The sequence below is a fragment of the Methyloversatilis universalis FAM5 genome, assembly GCF_000214035.2.
Lineage (GTDB): Bacteria > Pseudomonadota > Gammaproteobacteria > Burkholderiales > Rhodocyclaceae > Methyloversatilis > Methyloversatilis universalis.
The window spans coordinates 159,611-175,937 of record NZ_AFHG01000057.1; the positions used below are offsets into that span (position 1 = coordinate 159,611).

The 16,327-nt window shown below is 66.1% G+C and carries 18 protein-coding genes; 10 read left to right on the forward strand and 8 right to left on the reverse strand.

From position 1 onward, the window contains the following. The 4 genes from METUNV1_RS16390 to METUNV1_RS16405 are packed head-to-tail and all read right to left on the reverse strand — an operon-like array spanning position 1 to position 5,249. On the reverse strand, positions 1–1,608 hold the full coding sequence (locus METUNV1_RS16390) for a hypothetical protein (protein WP_008063723.1): 1,608 nt from the start codon (positions 1,606–1,608) through the stop codon (positions 1–3). A gap of 1 nt (position 1,609) precedes the next feature. Beyond that, a complete protein-coding gene (gene aas, locus METUNV1_RS16395) occupies positions 1,610–3,748 on the reverse strand; it encodes a bifunctional acyl-ACP--phospholipid O-acyltransferase/long-chain-fatty-acid--ACP ligase (protein ID WP_008063726.1) in 2,139 nt (712 codons plus the stop codon). Positions 3,749–3,762: 14 nt separating this feature from the next. Then, complete coding sequence (locus tag METUNV1_RS16400; protein ID WP_008063727.1) at positions 3,763–4,941, reverse strand: alanine racemase; 1,179 nt, start codon at positions 4,939–4,941, stop codon at positions 3,763–3,765. Next, a complete protein-coding gene (locus tag METUNV1_RS16405; protein WP_008063729.1) occupies positions 4,938–5,249 on the reverse strand; it encodes an ArsR/SmtB family transcription factor in 312 nt (103 codons plus the stop codon). Before METUNV1_RS16405 ends, METUNV1_RS16400 begins: the two co-directional genes overlap by 4 nt. A 317-nt stretch (positions 5,250–5,566) precedes the next feature. On the opposite strand from METUNV1_RS16405, the gene METUNV1_RS16410 reads away from it, so the two are divergent. From METUNV1_RS16410 to METUNV1_RS16450, 9 genes are all read left to right on the forward strand, one after another. After that, the gene (locus METUNV1_RS16410) at positions 5,567–5,917 is read left to right on the forward strand and encodes an ATP synthase subunit I (protein WP_008063731.1); all 351 of its coding nucleotides are present in this window, start codon (positions 5,567–5,569) and stop codon (positions 5,915–5,917) included. 1 nt (position 5,918) lies between these two features. Then, the gene (atpB, locus tag METUNV1_RS16415; protein ID WP_043360166.1) at positions 5,919–6,812 is read left to right on the forward strand and encodes a F0F1 ATP synthase subunit A; all 894 of its coding nucleotides are present in this window, start codon (positions 5,919–5,921) and stop codon (positions 6,810–6,812) included. A 75-nt stretch (positions 6,813–6,887) separates the two neighbouring features. Further along, positions 6,888–7,130, forward strand: a complete 243-nt coding sequence (gene atpE, locus METUNV1_RS16420) for a F0F1 ATP synthase subunit C (protein WP_008063733.1) — start codon at positions 6,888–6,890, stop codon at positions 7,128–7,130. Positions 7,131–7,176: 46 nt separating this feature from the next. Continuing rightward, positions 7,177–7,650 carry a F0F1 ATP synthase subunit B gene (locus tag METUNV1_RS16425; protein ID WP_043360168.1) on the forward strand — a complete coding sequence of 158 codons (474 nt, stop codon included), beginning with the start codon at positions 7,177–7,179 and terminating at the stop codon, positions 7,648–7,650. 4 nt (positions 7,651–7,654) lie between these two features. Next, a complete protein-coding gene (locus METUNV1_RS16430) occupies positions 7,655–8,191 on the forward strand; it encodes a F0F1 ATP synthase subunit delta (RefSeq protein ID WP_008063735.1) in 537 nt (178 codons plus the stop codon). Between the two features lie 10 nt (positions 8,192–8,201). After that, positions 8,202–9,740 (forward strand): F0F1 ATP synthase subunit alpha, encoded by a 1,539-nt coding sequence (atpA, locus tag METUNV1_RS16435; protein ID WP_008063738.1) that lies wholly within the window; start codon positions 8,202–8,204, stop codon positions 9,738–9,740. Positions 9,741–9,761: 21 nt separating this feature from the next. Beyond that, positions 9,762–10,631, forward strand: coding sequence for a F0F1 ATP synthase subunit gamma (gene atpG, locus METUNV1_RS16440; protein WP_008063739.1), 870 nt, complete (start codon positions 9,762–9,764; stop codon positions 10,629–10,631). A 34-nt stretch (positions 10,632–10,665) separates the two neighbouring features. Then, positions 10,666–12,069: a F0F1 ATP synthase subunit beta gene (gene atpD / locus METUNV1_RS16445; protein ID WP_008063742.1), complete on the forward strand. Its 1,404-nt coding sequence runs from the start codon at positions 10,666–10,668 to the stop codon at positions 12,067–12,069. A gap of 65 nt (positions 12,070–12,134) precedes the next feature. Beyond that, complete coding sequence (locus METUNV1_RS16450; RefSeq protein ID WP_197315219.1) at positions 12,135–12,551, forward strand: F0F1 ATP synthase subunit epsilon; 417 nt, start codon at positions 12,135–12,137, stop codon at positions 12,549–12,551. A gap of 75 nt (positions 12,552–12,626) precedes the next feature. Here the strand turns inward: METUNV1_RS16450 and METUNV1_RS16455 are convergent, their stop codons facing one another. The 4 genes from METUNV1_RS16455 to METUNV1_RS16470 all read right to left on the reverse strand — a co-directional run bounded on the left by METUNV1_RS16455 (position 12,627) and on the right by METUNV1_RS16470 (position 15,430). Continuing rightward, positions 12,627–13,205, reverse strand: a complete 579-nt coding sequence (locus METUNV1_RS16455) for a ubiquinone biosynthesis accessory factor UbiJ (RefSeq protein ID WP_008063748.1) — start codon at positions 13,203–13,205, stop codon at positions 12,627–12,629. A 7-nt stretch (positions 13,206–13,212) separates the two neighbouring features. Continuing rightward, complete coding sequence (locus METUNV1_RS16460; protein ID WP_008063749.1) at positions 13,213–14,106, reverse strand: Tim44 domain-containing protein; 894 nt, start codon at positions 14,104–14,106, stop codon at positions 13,213–13,215. Positions 14,107–14,247: 141 nt separating this feature from the next. After that, positions 14,248–14,985: a bifunctional demethylmenaquinone methyltransferase/2-methoxy-6-polyprenyl-1,4-benzoquinol methylase UbiE gene (gene ubiE / locus METUNV1_RS16465; protein WP_008063755.1), complete on the reverse strand. Its 738-nt coding sequence runs from the start codon at positions 14,983–14,985 to the stop codon at positions 14,248–14,250. A 7-nt stretch (positions 14,986–14,992) separates the two neighbouring features. Then, positions 14,993–15,430, reverse strand: a complete 438-nt coding sequence (locus METUNV1_RS16470) for a gamma-butyrobetaine hydroxylase family protein (protein WP_008063757.1) — start codon at positions 15,428–15,430, stop codon at positions 14,993–14,995. A gap of 185 nt (positions 15,431–15,615) precedes the next feature. On the opposite strand from METUNV1_RS16470, the gene phoB reads away from it, so the two are divergent. Next, positions 15,616–16,305: a phosphate regulon transcriptional regulator PhoB gene (phoB, locus tag METUNV1_RS16475; protein WP_008063759.1), complete on the forward strand. Its 690-nt coding sequence runs from the start codon at positions 15,616–15,618 to the stop codon at positions 16,303–16,305. The last annotated feature ends 22 nt before the right edge of the window (positions 16,306–16,327 follow it).

The window sequence follows — 16,327 nt, forward strand, 5'->3', positions numbered from 1 at the left end:
TCAGCGGCGAAGGATGCGGGACAGGATGAAGGCGGCCACGGCCGCGAGACCGGCGAGCCAGACGATGAGCGCGCGGCGCGACCCAGGCAGCGGCTCCTTCGGCGCCTGCGGGTCGCGCAGTGCTTCAGGAAACTCGCGCGGCGGTGCCGGTCGCACGATCCACTGGCTGCGCTCGGCCGGCACCCGCGCCATGTATTCCTCGTACGAGGCCACCGGCTCGCGGCCGAAGGCGCGCGAGGACGGAATCTGCGGCACTCGCACGAAGATGAGCGCCTCCAGGTCGTCGGCCAGCACCTTTTCCAGTCCGTTGTCGCCGCTGTGGCCGGTCGCCAGCCGGCCGACCAGATCGCTGCCGGCGACATTGAAGGCGGCGAACGGGAACAGGCCGCTGCGCTCCGCCATCATGTATTCGTAGGCCTGCAGACCGCTTGCGACGCTCATGTCCTTTAGCGTCATCCAGGGCAGGCCGAGCCAGGCTTTCGCCTTCGACGTGGGCCCGAGCAGCGGCAGGCCCCAGCCGAGCGCGCGCAGCGTGTCCAGGCTGATGCCGGCGCAGTTGGCGGTGGCGTGGCGGTAGCTGAAGTCGTGGCGGTAGAAGTGATTGAACACGCGTGCCAGGCCCTGATCGACCAGCCGCGGTGCGCGGTCGTCGCGCAGCACCGCCACCAGCATCCAGGAAGGCCGGTACCAGCTCTGGCCGCTGTTCAGGTCGGTGAGGTAGGCGTCCATCGGCAGCATCGACGCGACGATGCCCTTCTCGCTGTGGATGTCGAGGTTGTAGAAATTGGCGACCAGCCAGTCGCCCCAGCGACCGTGCTCGCCCATCAGGCCGGTGGCCAGTGCGAAATGGCCGCCGTGCGCCTCGTCGTCGTCGCCCTGTGCGCCATTGAGCATCAGCGCGAGCACCGGCTTGCCCACCGCGGCGGCCGCGGCGCCCGGCGTGCGTTCCCACAGCAGCCGGGACGCGGCTGGCAACTGCGCGCCGCCCTGATCGGCGCGCACCAGTGTGGCCAGCGTTTCGCCGGCCTGCAGCGGGTGCGGCTTCAGTGCCGCGAGATCGATGTCGAAGGACGAGGGCCAGATCGTGCGCGCGGTGTAGCGGTCGTCGCCTGCGCTGCCGCGCAGCGACAGCGACTGCCCCTGCAGCCAGCGCACGCTGTCGGCGTTGAACCACGACACATTGGTCGGCAGCTGCGGCACCAGTGCGAAGCCGCTGCGGCGGCCGTCGGCGAAGGTGAGGGCGCGGCCGTCGGCGTCCAGCCGCGCGCCGTCTGCCCGCTGCGGCGACCCGAGCCAGACCAGCGCCGGCTTTTGCGCGTCCGGCTGGCCGTCGCGCGCGATCACCCATTGCTTCACGTCGTCCTGCGCGCTCAGCGCAGGATCGAAACCGGCGGCGTCAGCGCGCGGTACCGCGATGGTGTCGTCCTGGAAGTACCACAGCGCCTGCGGCGGCGTCGGGCAGTCGCTGCAGCGGCCGGTGGTCGCACGGAATTCGCGTGCGTCGTACAGCCCCAGCCGGCCTTCGGCCAGCGCGTCCTGTGCGGCGGCTGCGGTGTGGGCGACGCTCGTCATGAGCGCCAGTGTAAGCAGTGTGTCGAGCGCGCGCATATCAGACGGATTCCGCCATGGACTTGAGGGTGACGTAGTCGGTCTTGCCGGTGCCCAGCAGCGGCAGGGCGTCGACCACGACGATCTTGCGCGGTACCGCAATTTCCGGCGCGCCACGCTCGCGGGCCGCGGCCTGCAGCGCGTCGCGGCCGAGCGCGGGGTCGGTGGTGAACAGCACGATGGTTTCACCGCGCGCCGGGTCGGGCTGGGTCGAGGCCGCATGCTGGGCGGCGGGGCTGGCGGCGGTGGCGAGCTTTTCCACCGTCTCCAGCGAAATCATTTCGCCCGCCACCTTGGCAAAGCGCTTGACGCGGCCGACGATGCGCACGAAGCCGTCGTCGTCGAATTCGATCACGTCGCCGGTGTCGTACCAGCCGTCGCCGGCGTCCGACGACGGCGTCTGCAGCACGCCGGGCCGGTCCCATTTCAGGTAGCCGCTCATCAGATTGGGGCCGCTCACGTGCAGCACGCCGCCGCGTTCGATGCCGGCCACCGGCATCAGCTTCGCGTGCAGGCCGGGCAGCAGCTGGCCGACGGTGCCGCTGCGGTAGGCCATCGGCGTGTTCACCGCCAGCACCGGTGCGGTTTCGGTCGCGCCATAGCCTTCGAAGATGCGCAAGCCGAACTTCTCGAACCAGGCGCTGCGCACCGATTCCGACAGCTTTTCGGCGCCGGCGATGACATAGCGCAGCCGGTAGAAGTCGTAGGGATGGGCGAACTTCGCGTAGTTGCCGAGGAAGGTGCTGGTGCCAAGCAGCACCGTGCAGTTGCGGTCGTAGGCCAGTTCCGGAATGACCCGGTAGTGCAGCGGCGACGGGTAGAGGAACACATTGGCGCCGGTCAGCACCGGCAGCAGGCCGCCGGCGGTCAGGCCGAAGGAGTGGAACAGCGGCAGTGCGTTCAGGATCTTGTCGTCGACCGAAAAGTCGATCACCGCGCGGATCTGCGCGATATTGGCCAGCAGTGCCCGGTGCGACAGCACCACGCCCTTGGGCTTGCCTTCGGAACCCGAGGTGAACAGCACCACCGCCGGCGCTTCCGGTGACACGGTTTCCGCGGCGAGCCGCGGCGCGCGCAGCGCCCACAGCACCAGCCACAGCTTGTCGGCAAGCGTAATCGTTTCGCGCAGGTCTTCCAGATAGTGCAGTTCGACCCCCTGCAGCGCCGCCAGCTTGTCGCCCAGCTTCGCCTGCTCGACGAAGGCGCGCGAGGTGACGATGATCCGCAGTTCGGCGGCGGTGCAGGCGGCCTGCATGCCGTCGACACCGGCGGTGTAGTTCAGCATGGCCGGCACCCGGCGGTGGGCGTTCAGGCCGAACACCAGGCCCAGCGTCGGTGCGAGATTGGGCAGCAGCACGCCGACCCGCTCGTCCGGCCGCGTGATGCGCGCGACCACGCGGCCAAGGGCCAGCGCCATCTTCAGCAGATCGCCGTAGGAATACTCGATCTGCTTCATGTCCTCGATCAGGCGGCGGCTGCGGCCATGGATCTCCGCGGCGTCGCACAGCGCGTCGAACAGCGTCTGCTGCGGGCGCGACGCGAAAATCATTTCCTGCATCAGCCGGCGCATCGATTCGCCGGCGCGGCGGCGGCGTTCCTTCGCGGAGGGTGCGTCCGGCATGACGATGTTCGTTTCCGGCAGCACGGTGAGCGCGATGCGCGGAAACAGCGATTTCGGATAGCGGCCGGACACGCGCGAGAAATAGCTGCGCGAGGCGCCGTCCAGGCGCACCGGCAGCACGGTGGCGCCGGTCTTCGCGGCGACGAAGGCCGGGCCGTCATACACCTTCATCAGGCTGCCGGTGGTGGTAATGCGCCCTTCCGGAAAGATGACCACCGGCCGCCCGGATTCGAGCAGGCGGATCACCTTCTTCATCGCCATCGGGCTGGTCGGGTCTACCGCGAGGTAATCGACCATGCACAGCAGCACGCGGAAGAAAGGATTGCGCGCGATGCCGGTATGCACCACGAACACCGGATCGATGGGCAGGAACAGACCGAGCAGCAGACCGTCGAGAAAGGACTCGTGGTTGGCGACGACCAGCAGCCGGTCGCGCTGCACCGGCAGTGCGGCCGGCGGCTCGATGCGGAACAGCAGACGACAGACGAGGACCAGCAGGGGACGCAGGATGCGGCGCATGGATGCTCCGTGGATCAGAAAAGAAGTTCGGCCGGCGGCGGATGGCCGAGGAAATTCACCGGGCTGGCGCTGGCGCCGTAGGCACCGGAACAGTGCACCACCAGCAGGTCGCCCGGCCGGGCGCGCGGCAGTTCGATGTCGCGTGCCAGCACGTCGAAGGGCGCGCACAGCGGGCCGGCGATGCTGACCACTTCGCGTTCGTCGGTGGCCGCCTGCGGGTGCAGCGTCATCGGGAAGTTGGCCGGCTGTAACCGGTCCGGTTGCAGCGTCGCCTGCAGATGCTGGTGGGCACCGCCATCGACGATGAGCCAGGTGCGACCGCGCACGCTCTTGCGGTCGATCACGCGGCACACGTAATGACCGGCTTCGGCGACGAGGTAGCGGCCGGGTTCGAGCGCGAGCCGGGCGTCCGGATGGGCGGCGCGCAGGCGCGCGTCGAGCGCGTGCAGGTTCTCCGCGACCGGCGCGAAATCCAGCGCACGCTCGTCGGCGGCGACCGGGACGCCGAAGCCGCCGCCCAGATTGAGCCAGGGCAGGGCGACGCCGGCGCGCGCGCAGATCGCGAGTGCCTCGCCGGTGCAGTGATCGTGCAGCGCAACGATTTCGGTCGCGTCCAGCAGGCGGGACGCGCAGTAATAATGCAGACCGGCGAACGGCAGCCCGTGGCTGCGCAGCAGCGCGATCGCATCCGGCAGGTCTTCGCTGGCGATGCCGAAGAAGCTGTCGCCACTCATGCGCACCCGGCTGCCGCTGATCGCGAACGCCGGATTGGCGCGCAGTGCGACCCGGGCGGTGCGACCGAGCCGCGCGCAGTGCGCGGCGATGCGTTCGATCTCGCCGGTGGATTCGGCGCAGATGCGCACGCCGGCTTCGATCGCTGCGCTCAGTTCGCTGTCCCGCTTGCCCGGGCCGGTGAAGCCGATGTGGCCGGCGCTGAACCCGGCGGCCCGCGCACATGCGAGCTCGCCGGCCGAACTGATGTCGGCCCCGTCGAGGCGGGTGGCCAGATGCTGCAGCAGTGCCGGCAGCGGATTGGCCTTGACCGCGAAGCACAGCTGCAAGGTGTCTGGCAGCTGTACGCGCAGCGCGGCGATCCGCTCATCGACGGCCGCCCGGTCGATGGCGTAGAAAGGCGTGTCGCCGGCCCGCGCCAGCAGTGCGTGCAGCGTCTGGGTCGTCAGCGGGGCGCTCACCGGTGGGCCTCGAGATAGTCGATGACGGTGCGCAGGCGTTCGATCAACGCATCGGCGCGCAGCCGGAAGTGCATTTCGCGTCCGTGGCGGGTGCGCTCCAGCACGCCGGCCTCGCACAGCAGCTTCAGGTGGTGTGAAACGGTGGGCCGGCTCAGCGCGGAGGCGCGGGTCAGTTCGGTCACGTTCAGGCTTTCGCCCGGTTCGAAACTGAGCAGGATGCGCTGGCGTTCCGGATCACCGAGCGCCGCGAACAGACCCGAATATTCGAGCCACTCCGGCGGAATCGTTTGCGCATAATCTTTTCTCATGTCGAAAAATATCGACTAATTGCGGCGCTTCGTCAAGGCGGTGCGGTGTGCCTAGTCCATATGGACGAGAGAGGACGGAAACCGGGTGCCTCGATGTGCCGGACAGAGGCGCCCTGGAGGACCGGACCGGGAAAATCTGAACAAAGTCTGGAACTTATTGACCGTGGCTGTAAGCGTATGTATCATCGAGGACTTTGCGCGCGATGCCGTGCGGTTTTGGCTCGTCGCAGTGCGAACACTTGTGTCTTATAGATGACCTGCGTTCGCGAACGTTGGGTGGCAGGAATGCGCAGTCAGACAGTTGCGGAGATGGCCGGATGCTGAAGGCAATCATGCTGCAGCTGTCGCTGGTGCTGGTGGTGACCGGCATCGCGCTGATCGTCGGCGGTACGACCGCCGGGGTGTCCGCCCTGCTCGGTGGCCTCAGCTATGTGCTGCCGAGTCTGCTGTTCGCGATCCGGCTCGGGCGTCTGTCGCATGTGGCGGCGCACGGGAAAGTGTCGTACCCGGTCGAATTCTTTGTCGGCGAGGCGATCAAGGTCGTTTCGACGATTGGGCTGCTGTTGCTGGGTCACGCCCTCATGCCCGGCCTGATGTGGGGCTGGTTCCTGGGAGGTCTGGCTGCAGCGCTGCAGGCAGGTTTTTTTGCTTTTTTGTTCAAACATTGACATGGCATCTGGAACCGAACTGGCGACTGAAGTGGCCCACCACGGCCCGACCCCCGGTGAATACATCGCTCACCACCTCACCTTCCTGAACAACTCGGGTGAGCCGCAGAAGGATCTGATCAACTGGGGTCTGGTCAATATTGACACCCTGTTCTACTCGATCCTGCTCGGCGCGCTCGGTCTGTTCGTGCTGTGGCGTGCCGCCTCCAGGGCGACGTCCGGCGTGCCCGGCCGCTTCCAGGCCGCGGTGGAAATCCTGGTCGAGATGGTGGCTGACCAGGCCAAGGGCCTGATCCACAGCGAAGAATCCCGCCGTACCGTGGCGCCGCTTGCACTCATCGTATTCGTCTGGATCTTCCTGATGAACGCGATGGACTTCCTGCCGCTCGACCTGCTGCCGCGCATCTGGGAAGGCATCTACGCATCCGCCGGTCACGATCCGCACCACGCCTACATGCGCGTCGTGCCGACCGCCGACATCAACGCGACCATGGGCATGTCGATCGCGGTGCTGCTGGTGTGCCTGTTCTACAACGTGAAGATCAAGGGTTTGGGCGGCTGGGCGCACGAGCTGATTTCGGCCCCGTTCGGCGACAAGCTGATCCTGGCGCCGTTCAACTTCGCGATGAACATCATCGAATTCCTTGCCAAGACCGTGTCGCACGGCATGCGTCTGTTCGGCAACATGTTTGCCGGCGAACTCATCTTCATGCTGATCGCGCTGATGGGTGCCGCCTGGACGGGTGCCAACACGCCGAGCTTCCTGCTCGCCTTCGGTCACATCGTTGCAGGCTTCGCGTGGGCGGTGTTCCACATTCTCGTGGTCGCGCTGCAGGCATTCATCTTCATGATGCTGACGCTGGTGTACATCGGCCAGGCGCACGAAGGCCACTAAGAAGACGTTTCCCCGGTTTTTTTGCAGTCGGTTTTGTTGTTTTCGTTTCTTTTCTAAATCTAAGGAGTTGCTGTCATGGAACAAGTGTTCGGTCTCGTCGCCCTCGCCTGCGGTCTGATCATCGGTCTGGGTGCTATCGGTGCATGTATCGGTATCGCACTGATGGGCGGTAAGTACCTCGAAGCCTCGGCCCGCCAGCCGGAGCTGATGAACGCGCTGCAGGTCAAGATGTTCCTGCTGGCCGGCCTGATCGACGCCGCTTTCATTATCGGTACCGGTATCGCCCTCTGGTTCGCCACCTCGACCTTCCTGAAGTAAGAACGGCTTTCCTCCCCAACACCGATTTAATGAAGGGAAAGTTGCCGTGAATTTGAACGCAACGCTCATCATCCAGATCGTCGTGTTCCTGACGTTTGTGTGGTTCACGAAGAGTTTCGTGTGGCCGCCGATCGTCAAGGCTCTCGACGAGCGCGCGAAGAAGATCGCTGACGGGCTGGCGGCTGCGGACAAGGCAAAGGCGGATCTGGCGAATGCCGAGAAGAAGTCGGTCGAGGAGCTGCGCGCTGCGCGCGAATCCGCGGCTGAACTCCGTTCCGGTGCCGAGAAGCAGGCTGCGAAGCTGGTCGAGGATGCGCGCGCTGAAGCGAACCGCATCGTCGCAGCGGCCCGCGAGGCGGCGACCAACGAAGCAGCTGCGGCTGCGCAGAAGGCGAAGGATGCCCTGCGTGACCAGGTTGCCCAGCTGGCTGTCGCAGGCGCAGAGCGCATCCTGCGTCGCGAGATCAATGCCCAAGTCCACGCCGATCTGCTCGCAAACCTGAAGCAGGAACTGAGCTGACACCATGGCAGAGAACGTCACCATCGCGCGACCCTACGCCGAAGCCGCGTTCCAGCTGGCCAAGGAAGGCGGCGCGCTGGCAGCCTGGGCTGACGCCCTCGGCCTGATGGCCGCCGCTGCCAGCGAGCCGGAGGTCAAGCAGCTGCTGGCCGACCCGACCCGCACCTCGACCGACCGTGGTTTCCTCTTCCTCACCGCAGTGCCCGGCGAGATCGCCGACGAGCATCGCAGCTTTGCGCGCGTGCTGGCGCAGAACGGCCGTCTGGGCGTACTGCCCGAGATCGCCGAGCTGTTCGTCGAGCTGAAGAACGAGCATGAAAGCAGCGCCGTCGCCCACATCAGCTCGGCCTTCCCGATGGACGACGCCACGGTGTCGCGCCTGCTGGCCGACCTCGAGCCGCGCTTCGGCCGTCGTCTCGAAGCCCGTGTGTCGCTGGATCCCGAGCTGATCGGCGGTGTGAAAGTTGCGGTCGGTGACGAAGTGATCGACGCCTCGGTCCGCGGCAAGCTCGCCGCCATGGCCACTGCGCTAAAGAACTAGGAGTTTTTTGATGAACCTCAATCCGTCTGAAATCAGCGACCTGATCAAGAGCCGGATCCAGAACCTGCAGCTGTCGGCGCAGTCGCGTACCGAAGGCACCGTGGTTTCGGTGACTGACGGCATCGTGCGCGTGCACGGCCTGGACGACGTCCAGCAGGGTGAAATGCTGGAATTCGAAGGCAACACGTTCGGTCTGGCGCTGAACCTCGAGCGCGACTCCGTCGGCGCCGTGGTTCTGGGTGACTATGAACACATTTCCGAAGGCCAGACCGTCAAGTGCACCGGCCGCATTCTCGAAGTGCCGGTCGGCCCCGAGCTGATCGGTCGCGTCGTGAACGCGCTGGGTCAGCCGATCGACGGCAAGGGCCCGATCAACGCCAAGCTGACCGACAAGGTTGAAAAGGTGGCTCCGGGCGTGATCGCACGTCAGTCGGTTTCGCAGCCGGTGCAGACCGGCCTGAAGTCGATCGACTCGATGGTGCCGGTCGGCCGTGGCCAGCGCGAGCTGATCATCGGTGACCGTCAGACCGGCAAGACCGCGGTCGCCGTCGACGCCATCATCAACCAGAAGGGTCAGAACATGACCTGCATCTACGTTGCGGTGGGCCAGAAGGCCTCGACCATCGCCAACGTGGTGCGCAAGCTGGAAGAGTACGGCGCGATGGAATACACCATCGTCGTCGCCGCCACCGCCTCTGACTCGGCCGCCATGCAGTTCCTGGCACCGTACGCCGGTTGCACGATGGGCGAATACTTCCGCGATCGCGGTGAAGACGCGCTGATCGTCTATGACGATCTGTCAAAGCAGGCCGTGGCCTACCGTCAGATTTCGCTGCTGCTGCGCCGTCCGCCGGGCCGCGAAGCCTACCCGGGTGACGTGTTCTACCTGCACAGCCGCCTGCTCGAGCGCGCCGCCCGCGTGAACCCCGACTACGTCGAGAAGTTCACCAACGGTGAAGTCAAGGGCAAGACCGGTTCGCTGACCGCGCTCCCGATCATCGAAACCCAGGCTGGCGACGTGTCCGCCTTCGTTCCGACGAACGTGATCTCGATTACCGACGGCCAGATCTTCCTGGAAACCGACCTGTTCAACGCAGGCATCCGCCCGGCTATCAACGCCGGTGTGTCGGTGTCCCGCGTCGGTGGTGCGGCCCAGACCAAGATCATCAAGAAGCTGGGCGGCGGTGTCCGTCTGGCCCTGGCCCAGTACCGTGAGCTGGCTGCGTTCGCGCAGTTCGCCTCTGACCTGGACGAAGCGACCCGCAAGCAGCTCGAGCGTGGCCGCCGCGTGACCGAACTGATGAAGCAGCCGCAGTACTCGCCGCTGTCGGTCGCCCAGATGGGTATTTCGCTGTACGCCGCGAACAACGGCTACTTCGACGACGTCGAAGTGTCCCGCGTGCTCGCTTTTGAATCGGCCCTGCACCAGTTCCTGCAGCAGAAGTATTCCGATCTGATGAACAAGATCGAGTCCTCCAAGGACCTCGACGGTGAATCGGAAAAGACGCTCGCTGCCGCGGTGGCCGAGTTCAAGAAGAGCTGGGCGTAAGCGCGCGGACAGGAGATAACCATGGCCAGCGGAAAAGAGATCCGTTCCAAGATCAAGAGCGTGCAAAACACGAAGAAGATCACCAAGGCGATGGAGATGGTGGCTGCATCCAAGATGCGCAAGGCGCAGGACAGGATGCGGGCCGCCCGGCCCTACGCCGACACGATCCGCCGTCTTGCTGCCAACCTGTCTGCCGCCACGATCAGCGACTACAAGCACCCGTTCCTCGCGACCGTCGGTCAGATCAAGCGCGTCGGCATCATCGTCGTCACCACGGACAAGGGTCTGTGCGGCGGCATGAACACCAACGTGCTGCGTCTGGCGCTGAACACGATGAAGGAGTGGGAAGGCAAGGGCGCCACCGAAATCCGCGTTGCCGCCATCGGCAACAAGGGTCTGGGCTTCATGCAGCGCATGGGCGCCAAGGTGGTGTCGCAGGTGACGCAGCTGGGCGATACGCCGCATCTGGAGAAGTTGATCGGGCCGGTCAAGGTCATGATCGACGCCTTCCAGGCCGGCGAACTCGACGCGGTTTACCTCTCCTTCACCCGCTTCATCAACACGATGAAGCAGGAGCCGGTGCTCGAGCAACTGCTGCCGCTCACGGGTGATCGTCTGGGCACGCCGGAAGGCACCTGGGATTACCTGTACGAGCCGGACCCGCAGGTGGTGATCGACGAGCTGCTCGTTCGTTACGTTGAAGCGCTGGTGTATCAGTCGGTCGCCGAAAACATGGCGTCCGAACAGAGCGCACGTATGGTGGCGATGAAGGCCGCGTCCGACAACGCAGGCAATGTCATCGGCGAACTGCAGCTGGTCTATAACAAGACCCGCCAGGCGGCGATTACCAAGGAACTGTCCGAGATCGTCGGCGGCGCCGCGGCAGTCTGATCGCGCAAACGAATTTTTGTATTGGGGATAGACGATGAATACCGGAAACATCGTTCAGTGTATCGGCGCCGTGGTGGATATCCAGTTCCCGCGCGACTCGATGCCGAAAGTGTTTGAAGCGCTGCAGCTCGACGAAGCCGATGGTTCGCACACGGCCGAAGCGGGTCTGACGTTCGAAGTCCAGCAGCAGCTGGGCGACGGCGTGGTGCGTACGATTGCGCTGGGTTCCAGCGACGGTCTGCGCCGCGGCATGAAGGTGAAGGGTACCGGCGCCGCGATCAGCGTGCCGGTCGGCACCGCCACGCTGGGTCGCATCATGGACGTGCTCGGCCGTCCGATCGACGAAGCGGGCGACATCGCCACCGACGAACGTCGTGCCATTCACCAGAAGGCACCGAAGTTCGACGAACTGAGCCCGTCGGTTGACCTGCTGCCCACCGGCATCAAGGTGATCGACCTGATCTGCCCGTTCGCCAAGGGCGGCAAGATCGGTCTGTTCGGCGGTGCCGGTGTGGGCAAGACCGTGAACATGATGGAACTCATCAACAACATCGCGAAGAGCTACGGTGGTTACTCCGTGTTCGCCGGTGTGGGTGAGCGCACCCGTGAGGGCAACGACTTCTACCACGAGATGGAAGAGTCGAAGGTTCTCGACAAGGTGGCGATGGTGTTCGGCCAGATGAACGAGCCGCCGGGCAACCGTCTGCGCGTGGCGCTGACCGGCCTGACCATGGCCGAGAAGTTCCGTGACGAAGGCCGCGACATCCTGTTCTTCGTGGACAACATCTACCGCTACACGCTGGCCGGTACCGAAGTGTCCGCGCTGCTGGGCCGCATGCCGTCCGCCGTGGGTTACCAGCCGACGCTGGCCGACGAAATGGGCCGTCTGCAGGAACGCATCACCTCGACCAAGGTCGGTTCGATCACCTCGATCCAGGCCGTGTATGTGCCGGCGGATGACTTGACCGACCCGTCGCCGGCCACCACCTTCCAGCACTTGGACGCCACCGTCGTGCTGTCGCGTGACATCGCTTCGCTGGGCATCTACCCGGCGGTCGATCCGCTCGACTCGACCTCGCGTCAGCTCGATCCGCTGATCGTGGGCGAAGAGCACTACTCGGTTGCCCGCAAGGTGCAATCGACGCTGCAGCGCTACAAGGAACTGCGCGACATCATCGCGATTCTGGGCATGGACGAACTGTCGCCGGAAGACAAGCTGGCCGTGGCTCGCGCCCGCAAGATCCAGCGTTTCCTGTCGCAGCCGTTCAACGTGGCCGAAGTCTTCACCGGTTCGCCGGGCAAGATCGTGCCGCTGGCCGACACGATCAAGGGCTTCAACATGATCGTGAATGGCGAATGCGACCACCTGCCGGAACAGGCCTTCTACATGGTCGGCGGCATCGAGGAAGCGTTCGAAAAGGCGAAGTCCCTGCAGTGATGACGCGACGTGCCTGATCCCGCGCAAGCGGGGTCGGGCACAGCTTTCACGGAGTAACCATGGCTATGACCGTACATGTCGACGTCGTCAGCGCGGAAGAGAAGATTTTCTCCGGGCTGGCCGAATTCGTCGCACTGCCGGGCGAAAGCGGCGAGCTGGGCATCCTGCCCGGCCACACCCCGCTGATCACCCGCATCCGTCCGGGCGAAGTCCGCATCAAGGTGCCGAATCAGGCCACCGACGAGCTGATCTTCGTGGCCGGCGGCCTGCTGGAAGTCCAGCCGGGCCTCGTGACCGTGCTGGCGGATACCGCCATCCGCGGCCATGATCTGGATGAGGCGAAGGCGAACGAAGCCAAGCGTCTGGCCGAAGAAGCGCTGGCCAACCGCCAGGCGGGTGTGGATTACGCTGCAGCCCAGGCTGAGCTGGCTTCGGCCATCGCCCAGCTGGCGGCGATCCAGAAGCTGCGCAAGCGTCACTGAGCGCGGTTTCGGCACCCATGAAAAAGGCACGCCTCGGCGTGCCTTTTTCTTTTCCTGCGCAGACGCCGGCAGCCGTCAGGACAGCCGCTGCCGTTCGAGCGCTTCCAGACGTTTCTGCAGCCGCGCGCTGTCGTCGCGCAGCACATCCACCTCATTGCTGAAGTCGGTGATCGCCGCCCGGCGCATCACGATGTTCGCCTCGTCGGCGACGTATTCACCGGTGGAGGTCAGCAGGCGGTCTCCCAGATCGCGTCCGGCCGACAGCGCGCCGCGCGCACCGGCGACCAGCCTTTCGGCGGCGACATCGCCCACCAGCCGGCTGAGGTCTTCCGCCGCATCCCAGCGCAGACCGCGCAACACCTGACCCAGCGTTTCCGCCAGCGCCGCGTCGCCTTCGATGCGCGCGTCGCGCAGGACCGCGTCACCGTCGTGCATGGCTTTCAGCAGCGCGTCGGCCGGCAGCCGCAGCGTGACCGCAGGCGTTTCGCTGTCGTCCGCGAGCAGCCGGCCGTCTTCCGCGATCGAGAAGCTGAGGCCGACACCACCCAGCTGCAGCCGGGCCGTTGCACCGGCGTGGCGCTGCAGCCGGGCGTGCGCGCCCGGCGCCTGATCGAGCAGGTGATTCAGGACGGGCAGCGCGGCGCCGGCGACCATGACCTGATTACTGCAGCTGCTGGATGCCGGCGATGACCCAGCCGCGTTCGCCGGACACCGGCTTGGCCAGGTGCCACACCTCGTCGAAGCGCTCCGGCGCGGCATCTGCGTCCTCGCGCAGCAGGCCGCCGAAGCGTACGCTGGCGACGTACTGGCCGCCTTCGGTCACCAGGTCGACCAGCGCTGCGTCAAGCTGCACCACGTCGATGTGCTGCTGGACCGGGCCGCGTTCCTGGATCTGCATCCGGATTTCCGCGAACACTTCGGGGCTGGTGAACTGACGGATGTCCTCCACGTCGCCCTTGTCGTTGGCGGCCTGCAGCCGGACGAAATTCAGCTTGGCCTGACGCAGGAAACCGTCGACGTCAAAATCGGCCGGAATGCCGTTCGGCGAGGCCGGGCTGCTGCTGCCGGCCACCGGCGCGGCGGCTTCGAAGCGGGTCGCCTGCGGACCGGCTGCACCGGCTGCGGCGCCGGCGTACTGCATGCCCTGCTGTTGCTGCGCGGCGCCGCGACGTGCGGCGAACATGCGCCAGACGAACAGCGCGGCCATCACCAGCAGCGCGATCATCATGAAGGACGCCATTTCCTCGCCGAAGCCGAGGTGGGAGGCGAGGGCGGCCAGACCGATGCCGGCGGCCAGACCGGCCAGCGGGCCCATCCACGAGCGTTTGGCCGGCTGCGCGGCACCGGCCGGGGTGGCCGGCTGTGCCTGACGCTGCATGGCACCGGCGTTCTGCGGGCTGGACGGTGCCGGCGCGGCATCGCGCTGCATCGTGGTCGAGTCGCGCTGGCTGCCGAAGGACTTGCCGCCGCCCATGCGCTTGGCGGCCTCGGCGTCGTGCAGTGCGCCGCCGAGGCCGACCATGGCCACACACAGCGCGAGCAGGAATTTCTTCATCTGGACATCTCCGGATAGGGTAAGAGGAGGCAGGGCCTGAAAGTTAGCACACGAAGTGACCGTGAAACCGGACTTTGGTTCTGCTGTCCTGCCTCCTGCCCGTCGTGTCCGGCCGGCGACGACGGGTCGCCCGGCTGGATCTCAAATCTTGAAGCCGCGGTGCAGTGCCACCACGCCCGCGCTCAGGTTGAAATACTCGACCCGGCCCAGGCCCACCTCGCGCATCATGCCGGCCAGCGTGTCCTGGTCCGGGTGCATGCGGATCGATTCGGCCAGATAGCGGTAGCTCGCCTCGTCGTTGGCCACCTTCTTGCCGAGCCAGGGCAGCACCTTGAAGGAATACAGGTCGTAGGCCTTTTCCAGCGGCTTGGCCACGCGCGAGAACTCCAGCACCAATGCGCGGCCGCCCGGTTTCAGCACCCGGCGGAACTCGGCCAGTGCGCGGTCCTTGTGCGTCATGTTGCGCAGGCCGAAGGCGACGGTGACGCAGTCGAAGTAGTTGTCCGGAAAGGGCAGCTTTTCGGCGTCGCACAGCAGGCTGGGCAGCACCAGGCCGGCATCGCGCAGACGGTCCCGGCCTTCGCCCAGCATGTCCGGGTTGATGTCGGTGTGCCACACCTCACCGCTGGCGCCTGCGCGCTTCGCGTGGGCGATGGTCAGGTCGCCGGTGCCGGCGGCCACGTCGAGCACGCGATGCCCCGGCCGCACGCCGGCCATCTGTATCGCGAAGGCTTTCCACGCCCGGTGCAGGCCGGCCGACATCAGGTCGTTCATGATGTCGTAGCGGCGTGCGACCGACGAGAACACGCCGGCCACCCGGCGTGCCTTGGCGCCCTCGGGCACCCGTTCGAAACCGAAATCGGTGGAGTGGTCGCTCATGGCCGCCTCAGTGGTGATGGCCGCAGCCACCGCTGCCACAGCCGCCCTTGGGCGCGGCCGGCGGCACCAGGGCCGGGTCGCGGCTGGCGCCGGCGGCGGCCAGGCGGTGCAGGTAGTCCTCCCACAGCGCCTGCTGGTTCTCGCCCAGCAGATAGAGGTAGTCCCACGAATAGATGCCGCTGTCGTGGCCGTCGGAAAACACCGGTTTCACCGCGTAGGCGCCGACCGGTTCGACCCGCACGATGTCCACGTCGCGCTTGCCCACCTGGAGGGTTTCCTGGCCCGGCCCGTGGCCGCGCACTTCGGCGGACGGCGAGCACACGCGGAGGAATTCGAAGGTGAAGCTGAAGCTGCGGCCATTGTCGAAGCTGATGTCCATCACCTTCGACTTCTGCTGCACCTTGATTTCGGTGGGGATGGGGGTGTCCTTGTCCAGTCCTGCCATGATGTCCTGCGAGCGATTCGAAGAATGCGGATGATACCCCTCGCCGGTCGCCGCCGCCCGCTCCGGCCGGTCTTCCATCAACACGTGACAGCACGCTGACGACCGGGTTTCCGTTGTCACTAAACCGTCACCCTACTGAAATAGACTGCGTCGCGTACCCGTCACAGCCCGCACGCACATACGTCATGGCCCGCATTCTTGTCGTCGAGGACGAACCGTCCATCCAGGAACTGATCAGCGTCACGCTCACCCGCACCGGGCACGACCCGCTGCGCGCGCCGGACGCCGAAACCGCATTGCGCCTGCTGCAGGCCGAACTGCCCGATCTGGTGCTGCTCGACTGGATGCTGCCCGGCCAGAGCGGCATCGATCTGGCGCGTCGCCTGCGCGGCGACGAGCGCACTCGCGGCGTGCCCATCATCATGCTCACCGCGCGCGGTGACGAACAGTCCAAGGTAACCGGTCTGGAAACCGGCGCCGACGACTATGTGACCAAGCCGTTCTCGCCGCGCGAACTGGCGGCCCGCATCAAGGCGGTGCTGCGCCGGCAGAAGCCGCAGGCAACCGAGGATCCGGTCGAGATCGACGGCCTGCGCCTCGATCCGGCCACCCACCGCGTCACCGCACGCGGCGCCGCGGTGGTGCTCGGTCCGACCGAATTCCGCCTGCTGCATTTCTTCATGACCCACGCCGAGCGCGTGCACTCGCGCGCCCAGCTGCTGGACAGCGTGTGGGGCGACCACGTGTTCGTCGAGGAGCGCACGGTGGACGTGCATATCCGCCGCCTGCGCGGCGCGCTGGAAGCCAGCGGCCACGACGCGCTGATCCAGACCGTGCGCGGCAGCGGCTACCGCCTGTCCTGCCAGAAGGAGTGACCGGTCCGCACGGCGGGTGTGG